Below are 14,863 nucleotides of genomic sequence, written 5' to 3'. Positions count from 1 at the left end.
AATTCCATTCCAAAAACCCTTGAGATTATTGTAGGCATGTGTAAATATAAGTGTCAAGACACATGTAAATATGTTTGTACACATAGCGGTTATCTATTCGTGAGCGAGGGACAGTCAGCCGCAACGATATGGAGGGAATCTAATGTCTATGCTAGACGTTTTACAAGGAAATCGTGGACTTATGCCAGAGCATTATAAAACACTGACGGTTGCTGACATGGAGCAACGTGTAGCTGAGCTGAAACAAAAATGGGGCTCAAAGCTGCTCATTCCGGGCCATCACTATCAGAAAGACGAAGTTATCCAATTTGCTGATATCACAGGAGATTCGCTACAGCTCGCTCAAATGGCGGCACAAAATCAGGAAGCGGAGTTTATTGTGTTTTGTGGGGTTCATTTTATGGCGGAGACAGCGGATATGCTGACTACCGACCAGCAAACCGTCGTTCTGCCGGATATGCGCGCAGGCTGCTCGATGGCAGATATGGCGAACATGGAGCAGACGGAACGAACGTGGAAGCATTTGCAGGAGTTGGTAGGCGATACGATCATTCCGTTAACGTATGTAAATTCCACCGCAGAGATCAAAGCCTTTGTAGGACGGCATGGCGGGGCTACCGTGACTTCTTCGAATGCGAAGCAGGTGCTGGCTTGGGCGCTGAAACAAAAGGAACGTATTTTATTTTTGCCGGATCAGCATTTGGGACGCAATACAGCCCATGAACTTGGAATTCCGCTGGATGAAATGGCTGTATGGAATCCTATGACCGATCAGTTGGAGACTGAACGAAACCCGGAAACCGTGAAAATCATTTTATGGAAAGGGCACTGTTCAGTTCATGAAAAATTTACGGTAGATCACATTCGCAACGTCCGTGAACGTGATAAGAATATCCGGGTCATCGTTCATCCCGAATGCTCTCACGAGGTTGTACAGCTCGCAGATTGTGCTGGCTCCACCAAATTTATCATCGATACGATCCGTGCGGCAGAGCCGGGAACCCGATGGGCCGTTGGCACAGAGATGAATCTCGTGCAACGGATTAGACAGCAGTACCCTGAACAGCAGATTGAATCGCTCAATCCCGATATGTGTCCTTGTCTGACCATGAACCGGATCGATCTTCCGCATTTGCTGTGGGCAATGGAACAGATTGATCGGGGAGAGCCTGTGGGGGTCATTCGTGTGGATGCTCAGATCAGACAGGACGCTGTACAGGCACTGAATCGTATGCTTGCTATACGTTAAGTTTTTACCGTTACGTGAGCGTACTTTCTTGTTTGTGATCCAACCTCTATCTCTAATTAAAGATTAGTCGGTTGTCCAGTTTCGTGCTATAATTGTAGCAACATACCGAAGGAGGTGAATCCCTTGTTTGAGCTTCAGGACCTACTCCCTTATTTGCTTACGATCGGCTTGCTGTGCACTGTGACTTATACGTATCTTGCTCATTTGCATGGCAGTGTAGCTGAATGCTGGGTCGAAGGCGGGCCCGTTCGCTCGCATGCTTCTCCGCTGATGCCGATATCTGCCCGAGGACAGGACATGCCTGTACGGCTAGCACGTCACATTCGGCGGAAAGAAGCGCCAGATGAAGATGCATCCGATTGTTCCCCCTTGTTGAATGATGGCACAGTCAATCAACGAGGAGGAACATATGAAACGATTCAAGGGATTCACTTTTTGGGGTAAACAAGAACGGATATTGGGTTTAATCGTAGCGTTGGCGGTGGTCATGCTGCTGTCTGGTTGTGGTGCGAATGCTGCGGAGATTAATGCACAGACACCTGGTTTTTTTAATCATTACGTAGTATTCCCACTTTCTTGGCTCATTCAGCATTTGGCGCAATGGTTTGGTGGAAGCTTTGGGCTGGCGATCATGACTTTGACATTCATTGTCCGTCTGGCCTTACTGCCGCTAATGATGCGTCAAACGCGTGCCCAGCAGGGGATGAAGCGCAAGATGAGCGCTATGCAGCCCGACTTGGACCGAATTAAGAAGAAGTATGAGAATAAGAAAGACGCCACCAGTCAGCAAAGTATGCAGCAGGAAATGATGTCATTATACAAAGAGCATCAATTCAATCCACTCAATATCGGTTGTCTGCCTATTCTCATTCAGCTACCGATTTTAAGCGGGATGTATACTGCCATCCGACTCACGCCGGAGCTGGCGTCTCACTCCTTCTTATGGTTCCGGCTTGGACAGCCGGACTGGATTCTGGCAATTGTCGTCGCAGTTGTATACTTGGCACAGGCCAAGCTTTCTCAGCTACAGATGACGGCTGACCAGCGTAAGCAATTTGCTATCATGGGTTATCTTTCACCGATTATGATGGCGGTCTTTTCCTTCAATGCTCCTGCGGCCATGCCTTTATATTGGACCGTAAGCGGCACCTTTTTGCTGCTTCAATCGTTGTGGTTCCGCAAACGCTATCCAATCGAGGAAGCAGAGAACAAGATTAAGCTTGGTGAAGTCACGCCAACCTAATAAGAAGATGCTATTTGTTTGACATAGAATTGCGTTTGCAGTGTTTCATGTGTAATGACAGGATACTATTCGAGCCTATAAGGCTTAAATAGTGTCCTTTTTTTGTAGCTTTTTTCACTATTATTTCGCTTGCGGTTTTGTAATCATTATGAAATCCTTATATCATAAATATTCTTAAAAGTTAGGAGAGACTATATGGAAAATTCAACAACAACCACTGAATGGTATGAAAATCAAATAAGAGAAGACGGCTGTTTTTGCATGAGAAGCATGCAAAAAGCACCGGGATATGTACAAAAGCTGAATTGGACAGAAAAAGAATTCACTCAAGGTTTGACTTACATACAATTAAGAAAAGACAATAAACCAGTAGGATTCATTGAGTATGCATTGGGTGAACAAGCATGGAGAGCTGTTCATGCGGATGGATATCTAGTAATTCATTGCATCTGGATCGCTGTAACTGGTTTAGGGCTAGGCTCACAGCTCATTCAACGCTGCATTCAAGATGCTATTACGTTGGGGAAGAAGGGAGTGGCAGTTGTTACCAACATAGATACCTCCTGGGCACCAGGTCCCAAGATTTTTCTGAAAAACGGATTTCGGCATGTGGAGGATGCTCCATATTCTTTTCAGTTGTATGTTTACAAGCTTAATCAAGAGCATTCAGACCCTTATTTTCCTGATAATTGGGTTTTACGTCTGGATCGTTTTAGTGAGGGCTTAACCATTGCTTTATTCTAAAAGCTAATCTTTTCATGAAATGATACAAGAAAAGTGGGTAAAGTAAATACATAGACAATACGAATGCTACATTTTGCTTGATCAGGGGATGAAGATTATGGAGGACCTTTAAAAAATGAAGCAACTACCTACAAAGCTGCCAATTTCCGTGGCTCTGCTCACATGTATAGTATGTGCCATCGGTTTTGGCTTAATTGCACTATGGGTCAGCGACCATCAAGTACGGCATTTTGACCACAGGATCATTACAGCTATTGGACAACTGGAGTCGCCTGCCATGACACGTCTTATGAAATGTTTCACTATGATCGGCAGCGGGATTCCAGTAGTGATTATCATTTTAATTGCCATGTTCGTGCTATATAGCGTATTAGGACACCGCCGAGAATTGTTTTTTTTAGCGGTTGCTGTGCTGGGATCGGTGCTGCTGAATATGGTGTTAAAAATGCTATTTCAGCGTGCGAGACCTGAAATTAACCGTATTATTGAAGCGAATGGATACAGCTTTCCCAGCGGACATTCTATGACTGCTTTTAGTATGTATGCGGCGCTAACGTTTTTATTGTGGAAGCACGTTCCTTCCAGCAGAGGTCGTATCCTTCTTGTTGTGCTCAGTAGCCTGCTAATCCTAACGATCGGGGCAAGCCGTATTTATTTGGGCGTACATTATCCAAGTGATGTTGTGGGTGGCTATTTCATGAGTGGGTGCTGGATGGCAGCTTGCATTTGGTTCTACCAACGTTATGAAGAACGAATGCTATCCCTTCGTACCAAATCGACTGCATAATGAGCCGCATAGATGATGAGTTTAAAAAAGCAGACGCATTAGCGTCTGCTTTTGATTTGGACAGAGGAAGTGGATTCGGTCATCTTAGTTCTCGTTTGTGATCTAGGCTTAAGTCCCAGCTTCTGCTCCCATTTTTCATACAAAATAATAGCCGCCTGCATAAAGATGCCTGGAAACTTCCGACTGCGAATGAATTTATGAACACCAACTGCGCAACCTGCCCCAATAAGTGCGCCTGCCAAAATATCTGAAGGATAATGCACCCCGGTCCATACGCGGGATATTGCAATAAGCACAGCCAAGATAACCCACAGAACACGATATTTTTGATGATGAAGCCATAGAATTGCAGCCAGAGCAAAAGCTCCAAGTGCATGATTACTCGGAAATGAAGCATTTGGATCATGGTGAATAAGCTGAATGACAGAATGTCCAACAAAAGGCCGGTCTCTGTAAAACAAATGTCCAAGCCCCCAACTGATTATAAAACCGATACAAACCGTTATAACGGCTTCTAAAACCATCATCCGATGTGGCATTTTAAAGGTGAACCAGTATATCAGTAAGGCCACTCCGAATAAATACGGTGCATATTGCGCCAAGAAGCGCATGGTTCCATTCAAAAAGGCGAGGTGATCAGCCAGTTCATTGATCCAGTGAAACAAAGCAAAGTCTACATTAATTAACATGAATAAATTACTCCTTAACCTCAAAAAATTGAATTACAAAGTTATATTATAGAGCGACTATACGGATAAAAGCTTAAAATCAAATAAAAAATGAATGTTATGTGCATTGCTTATTAGTTTTTTCTATAGAAAATAGGTGGTTTTGCGATGGATAAGTCGGTGCTGGTCATTGATGATGAAGAGAAGATATCCAGATTGCTTCAGTTGGAGTTATCCCATGAAGGATATGTGGTTGAAATCGCACAAACGGGAAGAGAAGGGTTGGAAAAAGCATTAGCCCATACATGGGATATTATTATCCTGGATGTGATGCTGCCGGAGATAAACGGAGTTGAGGTGCTGAAGCAGATTCGAAAAGTGGACCATCATACCCCGATAATTATGGTTACTGCACGTAACACGACTCCTGACAAGGTCTCAGGTCTGGATGAAGGAGCTAATGATTACATTACAAAGCCTTTTGAAATTGAGGAGTTATTAGCGCGGATGCGGGCTAGTATGAGGAATCAATTGGAGCCGGCAGCTACCGCTTCACCAAAAGAGGACAAGCAGCAATCCAAACTTCAGGTCGATAGCCTGGTGTTGGAACCCAAGACGCGATCTGTGGTGAGGGAAGGAAAACGTATCGAACTTACGCCCAAAGAATTTGATCTGCTTCTTTATCTGATGGAGCACAAAAATCAGGTATTGCATCGGGACCAAATGATTCAGGACGTGTGGGGGTTTGATTTTGTTGGTGATACGAATGTAGTAGATGTTTATATCCGATATGTTCGCAAAAAAATTGATCATGGATACAAAAAGAAACTGATTAAAACCGTGCGCGGCGTTGGGTACTGTATCCGGGAGGAAGACCATTGAAGCTGCGGACCAAAATTACCCTGCTTAGTTCTATTCTAGTGATGACGATTCTCCTGTTTGTGGATGTCACGGTTCATCTATTATTTGTCAAAATCGCTACTCGCAATGAAAGAGAAGTGTTACAAAATAAGTGGACTGAAATTATTTCCGAAACAGGACCTACGATGATTCTGAAAAATGCATGGGGGCCCAAGCTGAAAGATGAACTTTCGGGGGATACCATTCTGAGGGTATTTGATCAGCAATCTCGCCTTCTGTATGAAGTAAGCCGTCAGTCGCGCTTTAAGCTAGACGATATACGTTTTAACCTTTCTCAGAGCTCTCAACTGACGGATCTACAGAATCATAAAATTCTGATCATTCACCTTCCGGTGCTTTCCCCAGAAGGTAGTCAAAAGGGGACACTGGAGATTGTAGAAAAATGGGATGCGCTCGAAAACAATCTCGATATCTTAAATACAATTCTTATCACGTCGACTGTAGGAGCTATGTTGCTCAGTCTGGTGGGTAGCACGATTTTGGCGAATGCGATATTGCTGCCAATAGCCAGTAGTATTCAAACAATGCAGGAAATCGAAAGAAGCTTGAAATTCAAAAAAATTCCTGTCGGCAGCCACAATCAAGATGAATTGTCCCAAATGACCGCAACTTTTAACCGAATGGTGGAGAGATTGGAAGAAAGCTTTCAGAGCCAGCAGCAGTTTGTTTCCGATGCCTCACATGAGCTGAATACGACATTGATGATTATTGAGGGCTATGCCAACATGTTGCGGCGGTGGGGTACGCGTGACGATGACATACGTAAGGAATCGATTGAATCGATCTATGAAGAAACTCAGCGAATGCGTACGATGACGCAGCAATTACTGACATTGGCCTCCTCACAGCAGCAAGCCCCCGAACCGTATGAGCCGGTAGAGCTGGTTGGTTGTTGTCAACAGGTAGTAGCACATCTCAAGCCTGTACATGAACGTCAAATTTCTATTTTTACAGAAGAAAAGGAAATTTGGCTGGATGCTAATCTTGCAAAAATCAAGCAGTTACTAGTCATCCTACTGGATAATGCCTCAAAGTATAGCTCGGATGAAATCGAAATATGGATATCTACAGATGAAAAAGATGTCCACCTTCGGGTTAAGGATTACGGAATTGGCATTCCTGAGGGCGAGATCAAGCGTGTCTTTGAACGATTTTATCGGGTAGACAGCTCCAGACATCGTAAAACCGGAGGAACCGGACTGGGGTTGCCGATTGCCAAGACAATAACAGATGCTCACCAGGGTACGATAAGCATGGAAAGCATAGAAGGAGAAGGGACGGAGGTCATCGTTACGCTGCCTCAAAAACAACAGAAAAGGCTGTCCCTCCAGTAGACATCTCTACTCAGAGGAACAGCCTTTTTAATGTTAATTGTAAGTTAAGCATTCGGTGGATGGGAATCATCCAAAATGATCCTAAAGGACACGACGTGCTGTTGTGTAATGGGAGTTCCACCATCCCGAATTCAGTTTTGTAACCGTTACGCCACCTTTACCATACGTGTGCAGTATTTTCCCGTCTCCCATGTAAATGGCTACATGATGAATTGGGGCATAGAAAAAGACCAAATCGCCTTTTTTAAGCTGACTACGCGGTACATAAGTGCCTACAGTTGACTGCTGTTTGGACGAACGTGGAAGCTTGATTCCATTTTGTGCAAAAACATACTGAGTGAACGAAGAGCAATCAAAAGAGCTTGTACTGCCTGCAGGAGCTCCATGTTCATAACGGACGCCCATATACTGGGAGCCTTTTGAAATAATCCGATCAGCTTTACTTGTCGAAGCGGCATGAGTGGTGTCTGGTCCAACGACGAAGCTCCCAGCGCTCAGTGCCAAAGTCATCGTAAAGCAAATACCCATCCACAATTTTTTAGAAGTACGTTTCATATATAATTTCCTCCGTTATTCGTATTGTGTTGATGTCCTGAAATGACAATAACACAAATAAAATATCCGGAATTTACCACTCGTGGTTACAATCCTGTTACCCCAACGTTTTGCCCTGCTTTATTAGAAAACGATGAGAATTTTCTCCTTAACTTTGACTTGACAAATTAAATAAGCCTCCCTTATGGCTAGGCTCGTATGACAAAAAGCGACTTGCAGACGATTGGCACAAGCAATCATGCAAAACATACATACCTATATACTACAATTTATAACCTGTACGGGAGTATGCTCAGATTCCCGTTGACATCGTAAAGATTACACCGTATCTCCGGTCAGGAAGGGGAATTCATATGGCTTCAAGGCAGAGTAAAGCACTCAAAAACCGACCTTTAACCATTGTGCAGGTCATATCCAACTATCCCGATGCACAGCCTGTACCCTCCATCAAGGGCGGAACGGAAAAGGTTGTGCATGAATTAACAGAGGAATTAGTGAGACGAGGGCATCATGTATCTCTTTTTGCCGCCCGTGGGAGCAGGAGCAGCGCGCGATTGATTACTTATCCCAAGGGTTTGAAACATAGTCAGATCCCCCAATATGTACTTCGGCATATGCCTTCCGGTACACATATCATTCATGACCATACCTTTCGTTCTGCGGTAGCGCGTAGGAAGCTGCCTTGCTCATCATTGTGTACCGTTCATCTACCAGTGAAGAGGCACGGTAAAAACCCCGTATATGTCAGTAAAAGAGCACGCCAATTGATGGGCGGGGGCAAAGGATTTTATATCTATAACGGCATCAACACCCATGAATACGAGTTCAGCAGTGAGAAGCGAGGCTACTTGCTGTTTATGGGCAGAATCATACCGGATAAAGGTGTACTGCAGGCCATTCAGGTTGCAGAGCGAACAGGAAAAAGGCTGCTTATTGCGGGTCCTATCAAAGCCCCTGTATTTTTTCGCCGAGAGATTCAGAAGCGAATTCAGCGCAATCCGAATATACGCTATGTAGGACCAGTTGGGGGTGATCGGAAACAGAAGCTGCTGAAACATGCAGAGTGTCTGTTGTTTCCATCACTGTGGGAAGAGCCGTTCGGACTCGTAATGGTAGAAGCCATGGCTTGTGGAACACCGGTGCTGGCACTAAAAAATGGCTCCGTTCCCGAGGTGCTATCAGGCTTTCCACAGTTGATTTGCAAATCAGTTGGCCAAATGGCACGTAAGGCACAGCAAAAAAATTACCCGTCACCTGCGCAGCTTCGATTGTATGTTAACCAAAGATTTACCAACAAACAGATGACCAGCAACTATTTGAGACTATACCGTGAAATCATCCGTCGGCGAGAACAGAAGAGAGGACACCGAAAGCCCATACGGAGGTGAAGAGGATGCAGGTCAAACGATATATGCTTGGAAAGGGCTCTTCTTGGGCGACTCCTTATTATGTAGCCATAGAGGGACAGAAAGGCCCGTGTGCGATGGTGGTTGCAGGCATACATGGTAATGAAATAGCAAGTATACGTGCGGCTGAGAAACTGGTAAAGCTTTTGAATGAGCAAAAACTGAGATTCAGCCATGGCAAACTTATTATTGTGCCAATTGTGAATCAAGAGGCTTACCGCAAGCGGATCAGAGGAAAACCTGATCTGAATCGAACCTTTCCGCGCCAGAAAAAGCAGGCGGCAACACATCCACTTTCCGCTGCTCTATTTAAACTAACACAAAAGCATCACCCTGAATGGTATCTCGACTTACATGAGGCGAATGGATTATCACAAAAGGATGCCAAGGTGCTTGGTCAAACGCTGATCTCCAATAAAGGCAACCCGGTAATTCCCACGACGCGCCGGATTATTAAGCGAATGAATCGCTCGATCAAGGTGAAAGACCGCCATTTCAACATGCGGTTGCATGAGCTCCCAGGTTCCTCTCGTACCGCTGCCGCCCGTATTTTAGGGGCACGTGCAGTAACCGTGGAAACGGGGTGGAGCCTGCCCGAGAAGGAACGCATACACTATCAGATGAAGATTATGCAGCACTTTTTAAGAGAAGCCGGGATGATTAAGGCCAACAAGGTTTATTTATCTGGCAAGGTTAGAACGGTTTCCTTATGAGATGTAATATTAAAAAAAATCGCTTCATGAGCAAAGGATTTTACTCACCTTGCTCAAGAGCGATTTTTTTGATGTGTGATTTTCGTGCAGAAATCCTATCTGTTTAGATGCTATAACTCTGTGTTGTCAGGAATCGGATTTATAGAAGGCGCTCACCAAACTGTGACCCAGGCGCACCTCGATCAGTTCCAGTGCGGTATCCAGATCTGCGCGGATCGTGTGATACGTATCCACTGGAATGCTAAATACAGAGCCGCTTGCCGCAGCAAAGCGTTCTCCGTTCAGCATAACCTCTCCCCGGCCGGACACGATCGTCCATACTTTAAGTCCGCTGCCGTGAATACGTCCATTCAAGCGATGATCTGGCAACACCGTCAGTCGTATGGCTAAGATGTCGTTCGGACTCCGGTGATCAAACTCGTCCAGCACCCGGTAACTGCCCCAAGAGGTTTCACCATGCATGGGGTGAAGTTGGAGGTTGCCTAGCTGCTCCTTGATCGCGTGAGCATGGCTTTTGGACGCAATGAGAATACCGTCAGGGCTTGCAGCAGCAATAATATCCTCCACGCCAATGACATGAAGTGGATAGGGCAGCTCATTCACGATGTGTGTGCCGTGAGTCTGACCACTGATTTGTCCACGTCCGATCACTCGGCTTCCTAGCTGCTCTGTTAAGGCCTGCCAGTTGCCGATGTCGTGCCATTCGCCCTCGTAAGGCAGGACAACGGCCCGTTCAGTACGCTCCGCAATCTCCTCATCGAAACTGCGAACCGGGAGGCTATCATATATTGTGTACAGTTCTTCATCGTTCAGCGGCAATTGAATTTGCTCCATGCAGGACAGCATATACCGTAACGTAAAAGCGTAAATACCGCAGTTCCACAGCGCGCCTTGGTTAATAAGCTGCTGCGCCCTAGAGAGATCCGGCTTTTCAGTGAAGCGAGCAACTTGTGCATAAGCCGATTTCCCTTCCTGCCTCATTTGCAGACCTGGAACAATATATCCATATTGGTCGGAGGCATGGGTAGGCCTTGTCCCAAGCATAGCCAGATCGGCTCCGCTCTCGAGCAATAGACCGGAGAGCGCTGCTATGCTGTGGAAGAAGTCGTCGCCTGCGAACATATCTGCTGGAGCAATACAGAGAACTTCATCCAGTCCCATGCCTCTTGTGTGAAAATAAGCAGCAGCGAGTGCGGCAGCTGTGAAGGTTCCCCGTTTGGCAGGCTCGCCAAGAACGGGCAGACGACCTTCAGTATGGCGAAATGCTAGATTTACCTGACTCCGATGAGCCAGAAGCAGGGCAGAGGACTCTAGCCCGGCTAAGGTAAGCTGACGATACACCCGGCCAAGCATAGATTCCTGTTGCCCATCAGGTGCGGGTAACAACCGAAGAAACAGCTTTGACCGAATATCGTTGGACAATGGCCACAGCCGCTTTCCGGCACCACCGCATAACAATACGATGCGCACGGACGTTTCCTCCTTCAATGCAGATCCATTTGGATCGCATCAACAATTGCGGGATTTTCTATTTTAGGAACTACTTCAATGCAGATTGAATCTTTGTTTTTGGAGCTAGCTGGTATACTTGGCGTTGATGAAAAGATAAGGAGCGGTAGCTTTGGGCGTAGATATCCAATTGTTTTGGTGACAGCGAAGAAGCACGACTATGAAGCGCTTTATTTAATGACTTGCGCAAAATCATCCGAGAGGGCTGATTGCTGTATAGATAGTTGGCATACGTTTCATATTCGGAAAATCCAAACTGTTTTGTCCGGTCTATACTTTGAATAATGGCGTTGTACCAAGGTTTCCCATGTCTAGTCTCAATAACTTGCTTGAGCTGGGCGAGCCGTGTTTTTTCAAAAAGCATATAGTGAGTGACAAAGGACTTTGGTGAGGGAGCTTTAGCCCCCATCAGCTTACGGTAAGTGCGAAAGTAGTCAGGTTGACTCCAGCTGCGATAGTAAAAAATTGTTTTCCCGTCTTTACGGAACGTATGTGGACGAATCAAAATGGTGTCCGCGTCTATGACGAGAAAAAAAGACGATTTACTGATTTTGTCGCCATTCATTTTGAGCAATTGCTGATACAGCCAGCCTGATCGATCCCAGCGCGTTGTTCCGTAACGAATATGCTTTTTAGTGATGGGCAACACCGTTCTTTCGTCTATAAATGTACACTTCTTGTTGGCGCATAGACGGCGAAGTTTGGTGCTTTGCGGTGAAACGATATAAATGGTTGCAATTCGGTGCTGCACGTGACGGCGCAGACTGTCAATTACTAGTGGTAGTGTCGCCAGATCTTTTTCAATTGCGGGGATCAGAACATCGATTGAGAGGGAACCCTTTTGTGGCTCATCGGATTGCGCAGACATGTTATTCACTCCCTATACGTGTAAATATACGCTACCGGTACCTTATATTATTGTATGCCTGGACAGGCGCTTTCGACCGGGCAAGGCCAACTGTCTAATTCTATGTAGAAGAGGGCGAATGGAGCTTCGAATGGGGATTTGGCGCATACGATAGATTGATCTTTTTTAACAGGAGCGTTCTACCCTGAGAGTAGAGAGGAGAGGGGCAAGTGAATTCTTCACAAGCGCAGGCGTTGCGCAGCAAATGGCATAAAACCCAATTGTTGCTCCAGCATGGCAGCATCAAGCCTTTTGTACCTGAAACTCGTAAATACAGCAAAGCAAATGTAAAATCAATGCTCGAAAAATATGGTATGGTCTATGTAAAGCCTGAGCGAGGTACCTTTGGCAAAGGTGTGATGAAAGTCGAACAAGAGGCAGGTCAGCGTTTTGCCTACCAATATGAGGAAAAGCGTCTGGAATTCAAACATTTGGATGCACTAATCACCAGCTTATCGAAACACACGGGGAAAAAAAGTTATCTCATTCAAAAGGGAATCCATTTACTGCGCCATCAAAATCGTTATTTTGATATCCGGATCATGGTGCAGCGTAATGCAAAAGGGTCATGGGAATCTACCGGAATTATTGGACGCTTGGGTCATCCCCGTAAAATCGTGACCAATTATCATAGTGGTGGTAAGCCGATGGCCTTAGAACAACTACTGAAATCCCATTTATCGCAAAGTAAGCAGGCTGAGCTGGTCAAGAAGCTCAATGAACTAGGGATTACCATCGCCACACAACTACAAAAAACATATCCGAAATTCCGGCAAATTGGTGTGGACATTGGATTGGATCATCGCTTTATCCCGTGGATCATTGAGGTGAACACGAAGCCAGACCCATATATATTTAACCAATTGACAGATAAGTCTATGTACCGAAAAGTAATAAGCTATTGGCGACTGGCTAATGAAAAAAAGAAAGTTGCAGTCCCAAGCAAGGATAAGAAGAATAACAACAAGAATAAAGATAAAATTGCAAATAAAGTTGATCATACAAATAAAGAACCTAAATCAAAAAAAGGATGAATTGTTTATGATTCATCCTTTTTTTTCTTGCCTGTTTATCCTAATCCTAACCGCGAGGTGGCGACTCGGACATTCACGGTACTTCCTATGTCGATATTTTTAACCCCGGTGATGTATGGTATTTTCCGCGTGGTTATGGTCACTCCATTCAAGGTCTTGGTCCTGGAGAATGTCATTTTATCCTGATTTTCGATAATGGTGATTTTTCGGAGGACCATACGTTCAGCATTACTGATTTTATCGCTCAGACTCCCGCGGATGTTGTCATGCAAAATCTCGGACTTGCAGCCGACGAGCTGGCTCTTTTGCCAAAGAAGGAAGCTTATTTTGCAAAAGGACCTGTCCCATCTATCGCATCTCATGATGCATATCCGCGCGCTTCTTCCGATCTAATTACTAAACACCGCTAACCTTTAATGGCCAAACAGCCCAGATTGGCACCGGGTGGAGGGACTCAGCGGACCGTTACAGTAGAAGATTTCCCTATTTCTTCGACGATGGCAGGATCTGTGATTGAATTAGAGCCAGGCGGATTGCGAGAAATGCACTGGCATCCCAATGCGGATGAATGGCAATATTATTTGGACGGAGTGGTCATTACGAGGCCATTGATTTGAGTGAGTGGATGGCTGGCAACCCTGTTGATGTATTGGCAACAAATCTGAGCCTGCCTCGGGAAATAGCGCATAAACTGCATCATAAATCAGTCTTCATCGCCCCAAAATCTTAAATCTTAAATCTTAAATCTTAAATCTTAAATCTTAAATCATAAAGCAACTAAAATGCCCGCTTATGCTCCCTTATTCCAGTTAGCCTAAGCGGGCTATTAAACTTGATTCTGTTTCTATTACTTTTGTAGAAAGTAATAGAGTGAATTTAAAATTGAACAACCTGCAACCCTGTGCTATTCTTATACGAAAGTGAAGATTAATGTAGTAAAAGTTATATTTTATTATGTTTATAAACATCTGATGATGCGATGAATAGAAGGGATGTGCAGCCATGAATTCTGTCATTGAACTTAACAATGTAAGCTGGAAGAGAGATAACCGTACCATACTGGATCAAATCAATTGGCAGGTAGCTGAGGGAGAGCACTGGGCTGTACTCGGCTTGAATGGATCAGGCAAAACAACGATGCTCAATATGATTAATGGTTACATATGGCCAACCACAGGTAGTGTCGGTGTATTGGGTCATACTTTTGGGGATGTAGATTTGAGGGAATTACGCAAATCTATTGGTTGGGTCAGTTCCTCTTTACAGGAAAGAATTAATGGAAGCCAGCGCACGCAGGATGTTGTCATCAGCGGCAAATTTGCTTCTATTGGACTGTATGATCAGACGACGGATACAGATGATAAACAGGCCATTCAGCTTATGACCCAACTGGGCTGTGCTCATCTCGTGGATCGGTTGTATCAGGGATGCTCACAGGGAGAAAAGCAAAAAGTGCTTATTGCTCGCGCGTTAATGGCCTCGCCCAAGCTGCTGATTTTGGACGAGGCGTGTAATGGGTTGGATTTTTTTTCTAGAGAAGCATTACTGGATAGCGTTCGTCAGCTGTCCGAGGCGCCGGGTGCTCCAAATTTATTGTATGTTACACACCATATCGAAGAAATTCTACCCATGTACACACATACGATTCTGATTCGCCGGGGTACGGTGTTTGCCAAAGGTAAAACGACAGATATCCTGAGCAGTGAAACGCTCAGTGCTTTTTTTGAAACATCTGTGCAAGTAGACTGGAGACAGGATCGTGCATGGCTCTCTATGGTATAGAGAGCCTTTTG

17 protein-coding genes and 1 pseudogene are annotated in these 14,863 nt (G+C 45.0%); 14 read left to right on the top strand and 4 right to left on the bottom strand.

What is annotated here, in order from left to right:
* Positions 1–142: 142 nt before the first annotated feature.
* From nadA to BN1546_RS25915, 5 genes are all read left to right on the top strand, one after another.
* Positions 143–1,249, top strand: a complete 1,107-nt coding sequence (gene nadA, locus BN1546_RS25935; RefSeq protein ID WP_090739276.1) for a quinolinate synthase NadA — start codon at positions 143–145, stop codon at positions 1,247–1,249.
* A 123-nt stretch (positions 1,250–1,372) separates the two neighbouring features.
* A complete protein-coding gene (locus BN1546_RS25930) occupies positions 1,373–1,693 on the top strand; it encodes a hypothetical protein (RefSeq protein WP_058712337.1) in 321 nt (106 codons plus the stop codon).
* Positions 1,659–2,492 carry a membrane protein insertase YidC gene (yidC, locus tag BN1546_RS25925; RefSeq protein ID WP_058712336.1) on the top strand — a complete coding sequence of 278 codons (834 nt, stop codon included), beginning with the start codon at positions 1,659–1,661 and terminating at the stop codon, positions 2,490–2,492. The genes BN1546_RS25930 and yidC overlap by 35 nt, the downstream gene beginning before the upstream one ends.
* A 195-nt stretch (positions 2,493–2,687) precedes the next feature.
* Complete coding sequence (locus BN1546_RS25920; RefSeq protein WP_255305625.1) at positions 2,688–3,236, top strand: GNAT family N-acetyltransferase; 549 nt, start codon at positions 2,688–2,690, stop codon at positions 3,234–3,236.
* Between the two features lie 115 nt (positions 3,237–3,351).
* Positions 3,352–4,023 carry a phosphatase PAP2 family protein gene (locus tag BN1546_RS25915; protein WP_090739275.1) on the top strand — a complete coding sequence of 224 codons (672 nt, stop codon included), beginning with the start codon at positions 3,352–3,354 and terminating at the stop codon, positions 4,021–4,023.
* Positions 4,024–4,061: 38 nt separating this feature from the next.
* Here BN1546_RS25915 and BN1546_RS25910 read toward each other — a convergent pair whose 3' ends face one another.
* Positions 4,062–4,712 carry an undecaprenyl-diphosphatase gene (locus BN1546_RS25910; RefSeq protein WP_040101409.1) on the bottom strand — a complete coding sequence of 217 codons (651 nt, stop codon included), beginning with the start codon at positions 4,710–4,712 and terminating at the stop codon, positions 4,062–4,064.
* 147 nt (positions 4,713–4,859) lie between these two features.
* On the opposite strand from BN1546_RS25910, the gene BN1546_RS25905 reads away from it, so the two are divergent.
* Positions 4,860–5,573 carry a response regulator transcription factor gene (locus BN1546_RS25905; RefSeq protein WP_090739274.1) on the top strand — a complete coding sequence of 238 codons (714 nt, stop codon included), beginning with the start codon at positions 4,860–4,862 and terminating at the stop codon, positions 5,571–5,573.
* On the top strand, positions 5,570–6,946 hold the full coding sequence (locus tag BN1546_RS25900) for a sensor histidine kinase (protein ID WP_090739273.1): 1,377 nt from the start codon (positions 5,570–5,572) through the stop codon (positions 6,944–6,946). The genes BN1546_RS25905 and BN1546_RS25900 overlap by 4 nt, the downstream gene beginning before the upstream one ends.
* An 81-nt stretch (positions 6,947–7,027) precedes the next feature.
* Here BN1546_RS25900 and BN1546_RS25895 read toward each other — a convergent pair whose 3' ends face one another.
* The gene (locus tag BN1546_RS25895) at positions 7,028–7,501 is read right to left on the bottom strand and encodes a C40 family peptidase (RefSeq protein ID WP_058711074.1); all 474 of its coding nucleotides are present in this window, start codon (positions 7,499–7,501) and stop codon (positions 7,028–7,030) included.
* 353 nt (positions 7,502–7,854) lie between these two features.
* On the opposite strand from BN1546_RS25895, the gene BN1546_RS25890 reads away from it, so the two are divergent.
* The gene (locus BN1546_RS25890) at positions 7,855–8,889 is read left to right on the top strand and encodes a glycosyltransferase family 4 protein (protein ID WP_064963653.1); all 1,035 of its coding nucleotides are present in this window, start codon (positions 7,855–7,857) and stop codon (positions 8,887–8,889) included.
* 5 nt (positions 8,890–8,894) lie between these two features.
* The gene (locus tag BN1546_RS25885) at positions 8,895–9,620 is read left to right on the top strand and encodes a succinylglutamate desuccinylase/aspartoacylase family protein (RefSeq protein ID WP_090739272.1); all 726 of its coding nucleotides are present in this window, start codon (positions 8,895–8,897) and stop codon (positions 9,618–9,620) included.
* Between the two features lie 126 nt (positions 9,621–9,746).
* Here the strand turns inward: BN1546_RS25885 and BN1546_RS25880 are convergent, their stop codons facing one another.
* Both BN1546_RS25880 and BN1546_RS25875 read right to left on the bottom strand, forming a co-directional pair.
* Positions 9,747–11,090, bottom strand: coding sequence for a sugar phosphate nucleotidyltransferase (locus BN1546_RS25880; protein WP_090739271.1), 1,344 nt, complete (start codon positions 11,088–11,090; stop codon positions 9,747–9,749).
* Between the two features lie 70 nt (positions 11,091–11,160).
* Positions 11,161–11,997: a DUF6492 family protein gene (locus BN1546_RS25875; RefSeq protein ID WP_090739270.1), complete on the bottom strand. Its 837-nt coding sequence runs from the start codon at positions 11,995–11,997 to the stop codon at positions 11,161–11,163.
* Positions 11,998–12,206: 209 nt separating this feature from the next.
* Between BN1546_RS25875 and BN1546_RS25870 the strand changes: the two genes are divergently transcribed.
* From BN1546_RS25870 to BN1546_RS25860, 5 genes and pseudogenes are all read left to right on the top strand, one after another.
* Positions 12,207–13,070, top strand: coding sequence for a YheC/YheD family protein (locus tag BN1546_RS25870; protein WP_025677866.1), 864 nt, complete (start codon positions 12,207–12,209; stop codon positions 13,068–13,070).
* A gap of 71 nt (positions 13,071–13,141) precedes the next feature.
* Positions 13,142–13,303, top strand: a pseudogene (locus tag BN1546_RS28315) (cupin domain-containing protein); the annotation flags it as partial.
* A 33-nt stretch (positions 13,304–13,336) separates the two neighbouring features.
* A complete protein-coding gene (locus BN1546_RS28310) occupies positions 13,337–13,480 on the top strand; it encodes a hypothetical protein (protein WP_255305624.1) in 144 nt (47 codons plus the stop codon).
* A gap of 6 nt (positions 13,481–13,486) precedes the next feature.
* A complete protein-coding gene (locus BN1546_RS28305; protein WP_255305623.1) occupies positions 13,487–13,687 on the top strand; it encodes a cupin domain-containing protein in 201 nt (66 codons plus the stop codon).
* A 385-nt stretch (positions 13,688–14,072) separates the two neighbouring features.
* Positions 14,073–14,852: an ABC transporter ATP-binding protein gene (locus BN1546_RS25860; protein ID WP_090739269.1), complete on the top strand. Its 780-nt coding sequence runs from the start codon at positions 14,073–14,075 to the stop codon at positions 14,850–14,852.
* The last annotated feature ends 11 nt before the right edge of the window (positions 14,853–14,863 follow it).

This window comes from Paenibacillus sp. Mc5Re-14 (assembly GCF_001049835.1).
GTDB classification, from domain to species: domain Bacteria; phylum Bacillota; class Bacilli; order Paenibacillales; family Paenibacillaceae; genus Paenibacillus; species Paenibacillus polymyxa_C.
The sequence above is the reverse complement of the archived record's forward strand: the minus strand, read 5'-3'. Positions and strand labels throughout refer to the sequence as shown.